A 5530-nucleotide genomic window follows, 5' to 3' on the forward strand; every position below is an offset into this window, starting at 1 on the left:
TGTTGAGGTCTGTTTTCACACGCTGGGTTTAACACCCTCCGCCTCCGATTAACAGCGCCCACGCGGCATCCGCCTAATAGGACTCACTCATCTAGACATGATGGTGGTTTCCTGATTCTCGCCCTACGTCAAACGGCGGACTTGCTCTGAGCTACTGGCCTCACCCAACCCTGACACGTAGGGGTCTGACCGTCATCGCGAGTGTCTCTGTAAGGAAGCTGGGCCGAGAGTGAATACGGCGGCAGCGGCGAGAACACCAACCAGAAAATGGCCAACGCTAGGTCGACGCTTGTGTAGCCGGCCACCTGCCGTAGCGAGAAGAATTTCACGGACGGCGGCCGCGCGGTGCGGACGCATGTCGTCGGGGGTATCGGGTCGGGTCACGCGTGCCTCACCTGGACTAAGTGCAGTGCTCCCCACGAAGCTTGGCTCTTACTCGCGATAGGCGGGACTTCAGGGTGCCTGTGGGGATGCCCAACGTTGTCGCGACTTCGGCGGTCGATAGTTCTCTGACGAGGCAGAGCTCCACAATCGCTTGATCGAGAGGACTCAATTTACGCACTTTTTCTGCGATTTGGTGCCATTCACGTTCGAGGTCGAGATGAGTGCCGGCGTCTTCGATCGGATCGTCGGCTGCTGCCTCTTCGGACGGAAGGCTAGCCAGCAACCGCGTGTATCGGCGGCGTGACCGCTGGAGGTTCTGTGTAACGTGCGCGGTCACAGCCAGGAGCCACGGAAGGATTGAGCCTTCGATGAAGCGAACTTTTCGACCGTGCCGCCAGGCTTCGAAGTAGACAATTGCGACGGCATCCTCGGCTTCGGTGCGATCGAAGGTACGAGCGTATGCGTGCTGGAAGATACTTCGGCGGTGACGATCAAACAACACACCGAAGGGCTCTTCTTCGCCGCCGAGCACCCTGCTCCAGAGGGTCTCGTCGGAATCCTGATCTTGCATGCGCCCCCAGCTGGCGATGCACACCGGAGTGCTGCGAACTACCCCAATGTGGTCCGATCGGTGAATGAGTGGCGTGAGAAACTGCGCCGGTCCGAGACCCTAGTGAGCCTTCGGATTGCCATCCAGTGTGCACTCTGGTGACAGATTATCAAAGTTTTTTTTGGAACCGAACGAGCGGTGCCGGACATATCTATGTATGGGCCGGGCACGCCAGCCCGCAATTGACCACCACGCTGAAAGGTCACGATCATGAGCGCTGCTGCCGACATCCTAAAGCCGAGCTATCTACCATCCGGAGCAACTTTTCACGGGACCGTCTCTGGAGCCTCCGCAGGTGAATTCGGGAGGCGTACCGAGGATCAGATTGCTCTGCGTTATTTCCTTGGACCGCAATACGGATTCTCCAATTTCCTCACCGTTTGCTGGTGCGGAGATCCCACAATTCCGCTGGCGGGCACCGAGAACCATCAGGTGGCGTCCACCGGCAACCAACCTGTCCCGTATTCATATTTCGATGGTGAGTGGAGTCCTGGACCTGGCACCGATCAGGTGGACTTCGATATCGGCCCAATCCACTGGTCTCGCGAGTACCGCCACTCCATAGCGATCTCGGTCGGTGGTGGAACCCTTGGAATTCGAGTCGGCCCTTCCCACATTGCCAACCCAGCCGAGATGGGCAAGGTCGCTGAGGCGATCTACGCCCGGCTCGGATAACTGAACGATGACTGCGCTGTTGGCCGGCTTTGTCGCCGCGCTACTGCTGTTGGCCGCCATCGGCAAGGCCGCGGGACTGGATGAGTTTGGTGGCTATCTCGCCCAACTCGGCATCCCACGGCGGATCCGCTCAGCAACAGGAATCGCAGTCATTTCTCTCGAGACTGTTCTCGCCCTCGCCATCATGCTTCGAATCGCTGAGCCACTGTCGGCGTGGGCGGCCGCAGTCCTGACTGGCGCATTTGTGATCCTGCAGATTCGCAACGTCGCAACGGGATCAGCCGGATGCAGCTGCTACGGCGCGGTCGATCACAGCTTGGATTCTCGCCTGTCCCTCGCGAGAGCGAGCATTCTTTTCATCGCAACTATTGTCCTCGCGCTCAGCTCCAGCGCATCGCCGACACTGCTCGGCAACACCCTTATCAACGAACTGGTCGGCGCCACTGCCGCAGCAACGCTGCTCGCCGCGATCGCGCTTTCGAACCAGGCGACCTTGGTGGTCGCATTCGACAGGAAACTCCGCGCGCGAACTGCCGCGGTAGCTGACGTTCAATTGGAAGGAGAACTCGCGTGATCATCGCACTATGGGTCGCCGTCATCGCCCTTTGGGTACTGTTTTTCGCCACGGCGCTGGCTTTGCTGGCGCTCTACCGCCACTTCGGGCAGATGTATATGGGCCTACCCGAGCAGAAAATCGCTCAAGGCCCCGAGTTGGACTCCGCATTGCCCTCGCTCGCTCTCACAGACACACGAGGGCGGGAAGTCCTATTGCCGGCGCCACAGCCCACCGCAATTGTCTTTGCCTCTACAACGTGCACTTTCTGCACCGAGATCCGCGAAGTTCTCTCCGCACCTCCTGCTATCGCGGAGGGCGTCGAGCTCGTGGTTTTCTGCTCAGGACCGCGAGCTGACGTCACTGCGTGGGCATCGCGCACGGCTGATTCAGTCCACGTTATTTGGGACTCGAAGGAACGGCTGATCGAAAAGTTCGAGGTGAACGGGACGCCATACGCGATCGCCGTTGGCCCCGAATCACGGGTCCGTGCGAAGGGGATCATCAATGGCCTCGACGGGATCGAGTGGGCAGCGACGCAAGCGCGCGCTGTCGCACCCGTTTCCATCCCGGCAGGAGTCGAAGAAATCAGGATCGAAGAAAGGGTGGCGCGATGAACAACAAACTGGTCAAAGGAGCAAAGTTCACGAGATTCGTGAATCGGCGAACGGTACTCAAGGGCACGCTCGCCACGGTATTCGGCGTCGTCGCCGGAGCAACGGTAGGCATGCCTCAGGCCGCCTACGCTGCCTTCCCCTGTAGCGGTCTCCCGAATTGTCGATCGACAAACCCCATCCTGTGCAGCGGACACACCTGCAGCGGCAACGGGTACAACGCTCAATGCACCGCTGCCCCCGGCATGTGCAGCGGGAGCGGAAACTGCTGGACCAGCGGTGGAGGGCAATGCTGTGACTGCAGCTGCAGCATCTTCTCCGCAGGCGGCTACACCTTCAACTGCATCTGCTACGGCTAAGGAGAAAAACCATGACTCAGTTGGTTATCCAACCTGCCACTCTGCGGACAAACACTGTCGCGCAGGTACGCACCACAGCGATAGGACTCGCGACTCTCACAATCGCCATCGTCGTCGCCCTCTATGCGACGGCAGTGCGACTCGATGCCCCACCTCTCATGACGGCTGGAATGGTCCTGCTTGCCGCCCTCGTCGGCGCACAAGGTGTCAGAACTGATTGCGGATGGAACGCGGCCTCCCGGCTAATCGCGCCCGGAGAACATCGTCCAGCCGCCGTCCTCAGCAGTCACGTCACCGGCATCCTGGTAGGCAGTGCAGTCACAGCCGGCCTGGTCGCGGTACTGGCCGCAGTGACGCCAAACTTCGGCCCAACCTGGCTCGCTTTCCCGCTGATCATCGTCGGCGCGCTTCGACTCTTCCGCGCGACCACCATGTTGCCTGGCGGATGGAAAGTGCGCCGGATGTGGGAGCGGTGGGGTGCGCTGCGCTTCATGGGCGTATTTGGATTCTTTCTCGGCCTCGGGTTCGTTACCACGATCGTCTCGCCCGGCTTCTTCCTGATGGCGGCCTGGAGCGTGCAGAGCGGCACGCTCTACGTGCCGGCAGCAATTTTCGCCGGCTTCGCAGGGGGCAGGATCGCGACTTCACTTATCGCTGCTGCAGGAGACGCCAAATCATCCTCAGTGATCTGCCAGACCGTCGACACCGTAAAGAGCAGGATCACTCCCCTCGGTTACATCGAGGGCGGCCTTGCGGTCCTCATCGGAATCGCCCTGCTTGTTGGGGTCAGCGTCTAGGATCACAGGCATGACGGTGAGACACCGTAGTAGCAGCGTCGAGACGCACGGGCCGCAAGTCGGTGTGCGCCTCGGCGCTGGTGCGCTCAGCATTGTTGTCGTGGCCGCGCTGACCGGCTGTATCGGAGCACCTTCTCCTGCTCCTTCGCCGTGGCGGACACCCGGATGCAGCACCGCAGCGCCGACGGCCAGCGCCGAGGCCCTACCAGCTGAACTCACTACCAAGCTCGTGAAGTACGGGATCTGGTCGCAAACCTGGAACGACCCACCGACTAAGGGCGACCTCGCGCATCCAGCGGAAGTGCCAGCCGGCGTCGATCCAACCCTCAAAATTTGGAAGAGCCCCATCCTCGTGGCCCCCGGAATCACTGGAACTGTCTCCATCGTCTCGCCCAGCTCGGCGCGGCTGTTTGTGACCACATGGGCCAAGTGGGAGCACCTCAACGGTCCGGAGATCACCGCCGAGCAGACCTCACTAGTCAAGGTCACTGGCTGCAACGGAATCGGAAGTTACCCCGGGCTCACCATCGTCAGGCAACCTACCTGCGTCGTTTTCGGCGTCAAGCAGGAAGGTGAAGCTCAGACCAAAGTGCCAGTGCCATTTTTCGGTGGCCGCTGCTGAGAACACTGAGCAACTCAGACGTCTAGGTAGAGGTTGCGTGAGCAGCTTTATACGGGAGGGGATTTAGTGGCAGCAAGGCGCGGAAGTGGAGGAAACCCAGCCAGACGAACTATTTCCCGTTCTGGCGAGAGCGCGAGACGGATCGCGCAGGCGAAGGAAGAGCTGCTCGAACTCGACCGGGTCGCACCGCCGTTCTCGATCGCCTACTTCGGTGTCGAACCGCAATGGCTGACGGATGATCTCGACCAGCCTCTCGACAGATCCCTCCACCGCCACTCGGGGGATCAGATCATGGGTGCGATGCTCCACTTACCGAGTAGCGACCGCGGGGAATCGATCGCGGAAGCGTCACGCGGGTTTACCCAACCGTTCATCGCCGTACCGAGGTGGAACGAACTGCCCTGGGAAGTTGACACTCACGCCGTGGTGACGGCCGGCGCGGACTGGACCACGAGGAAAACCATGGACGGGCTGCGGATCATCCAAGCAGCGCGTCGATTGGCCAGACTCCATTTCAGCGCGATGATCGGGTTAGACACAGCCCAGGGGGAGTTCGCCCCGAAAGATCCTTCGGAGCTGCAGGATCTCGTTAACTACATCGGTGGGAGACTCCAGCTTGAGGTGACCATCGCCTCAGAGCCATTCCGAACTGTCGCCCTTTCAATGGATAAAGATGGGTGGCTCGCTACTCAGCTCCGATAGCTCGAGCCTGTCTGCCACCGTCGACGCCGGCTTCTGGCGGCGATCCGATGTTGACTGCGTCCCGCATCTGCAGGTTCAAGGCTTTTCGCTCCTCGGCGGTTGCTGGCCAGTCTTTCAAGCTAGTGTCGCGTGTTAATGGTCTCTTTACGTTTGATCTTGCCGGGTAGGTGGTCGGCGGTTTTGACCCATTTGAATGGTTCGGCGCGTTGGTTGT

7 protein-coding genes are annotated in these 5530 nt (G+C 60.4%); 6 read left to right on the forward strand and 1 reads right to left on the reverse strand.

All coding sequences use genetic code 11. The features are described from left to right. Positions 1 to 400: 400 nt before the first annotated feature. Positions 401 to 955: an RNA polymerase sigma factor gene (locus ABIB56_RS18345; protein WP_354570667.1), complete on the reverse strand. Its 555-nt coding sequence runs from the start codon at positions 953 to 955 to the stop codon at positions 401 to 403. A gap of 249 nt (positions 956 to 1204) precedes the next feature. Between ABIB56_RS18345 and ABIB56_RS18350 the strand changes: the two genes are divergently transcribed. From ABIB56_RS18350 to ABIB56_RS18375, 6 genes are all read left to right on the forward strand, one after another. Next, positions 1205 to 1669, forward strand: a complete 465-nt coding sequence (locus ABIB56_RS18350) for a hypothetical protein (protein ID WP_354570668.1) — start codon at positions 1205 to 1207, stop codon at positions 1667 to 1669. A gap of 7 nt (positions 1670 to 1676) precedes the next feature. Continuing rightward, positions 1677 to 2243, forward strand: coding sequence for a MauE/DoxX family redox-associated membrane protein (locus tag ABIB56_RS18355; protein WP_354570669.1), 567 nt, complete (start codon positions 1677 to 1679; stop codon positions 2241 to 2243). Beyond that, a complete protein-coding gene (locus tag ABIB56_RS18360) occupies positions 2240 to 2839 on the forward strand; it encodes a thioredoxin domain-containing protein (protein WP_354570670.1) in 600 nt (199 codons plus the stop codon). Before ABIB56_RS18355 ends, ABIB56_RS18360 begins: the two co-directional genes overlap by 4 nt. 367 nt (positions 2840 to 3206) lie before the next feature. Further along, on the forward strand, positions 3207 to 3992 hold the full coding sequence (locus tag ABIB56_RS18365; RefSeq protein WP_354570671.1) for a hypothetical protein: 786 nt from the start codon (positions 3207 to 3209) through the stop codon (positions 3990 to 3992). A gap of 10 nt (positions 3993 to 4002) precedes the next feature. Next, the gene (locus ABIB56_RS18370; RefSeq protein ID WP_354570672.1) at positions 4003 to 4614 is read left to right on the forward strand and encodes a hypothetical protein; all 612 of its coding nucleotides are present in this window, start codon (positions 4003 to 4005) and stop codon (positions 4612 to 4614) included. A 66-nt stretch (positions 4615 to 4680) separates the two neighbouring features. After that, positions 4681 to 5316 carry a hypothetical protein gene (locus ABIB56_RS18375; RefSeq protein ID WP_354570673.1) on the forward strand — a complete coding sequence of 212 codons (636 nt, stop codon included), beginning with the start codon at positions 4681 to 4683 and terminating at the stop codon, positions 5314 to 5316. Positions 5317 to 5530: the final 214 nt, after the last annotated feature.

It is taken from the genome of Glaciihabitans sp. UYNi722, assembly GCF_040549465.1.
In the GTDB taxonomy this organism is placed as follows: domain Bacteria; phylum Actinomycetota; class Actinomycetes; order Actinomycetales; family Microbacteriaceae; genus Lacisediminihabitans.

Coding starts and splice junctions, on each gene's coding strand:
- ABIB56_RS18350 (WP_354570668.1), top strand. CDS start 1,205: ATGAGCGCTGCTGCCGACATCCTAAAGCCGAGCTATCTACCATCCGGA.
- ABIB56_RS18355 (WP_354570669.1), top strand. CDS start 1,677: ATGACTGCGCTGTTGGCCGGCTTTGTCGCCGCGCTACTGCTGTTGGCC.
- ABIB56_RS18365 (WP_354570671.1), top strand. CDS start 3,207: ATGACTCAGTTGGTTATCCAACCTGCCACTCTGCGGACAAACACTGTC.
- ABIB56_RS18370 (WP_354570672.1), top strand. CDS start 4,003: ATGACGGTGAGACACCGTAGTAGCAGCGTCGAGACGCACGGGCCGCAA.
- ABIB56_RS18345 (WP_354570667.1), bottom strand. CDS start 955: ATGCAAGATCAGGATTCCGACGAGACCCTCTGGAGCAGGGTGCTCGGC.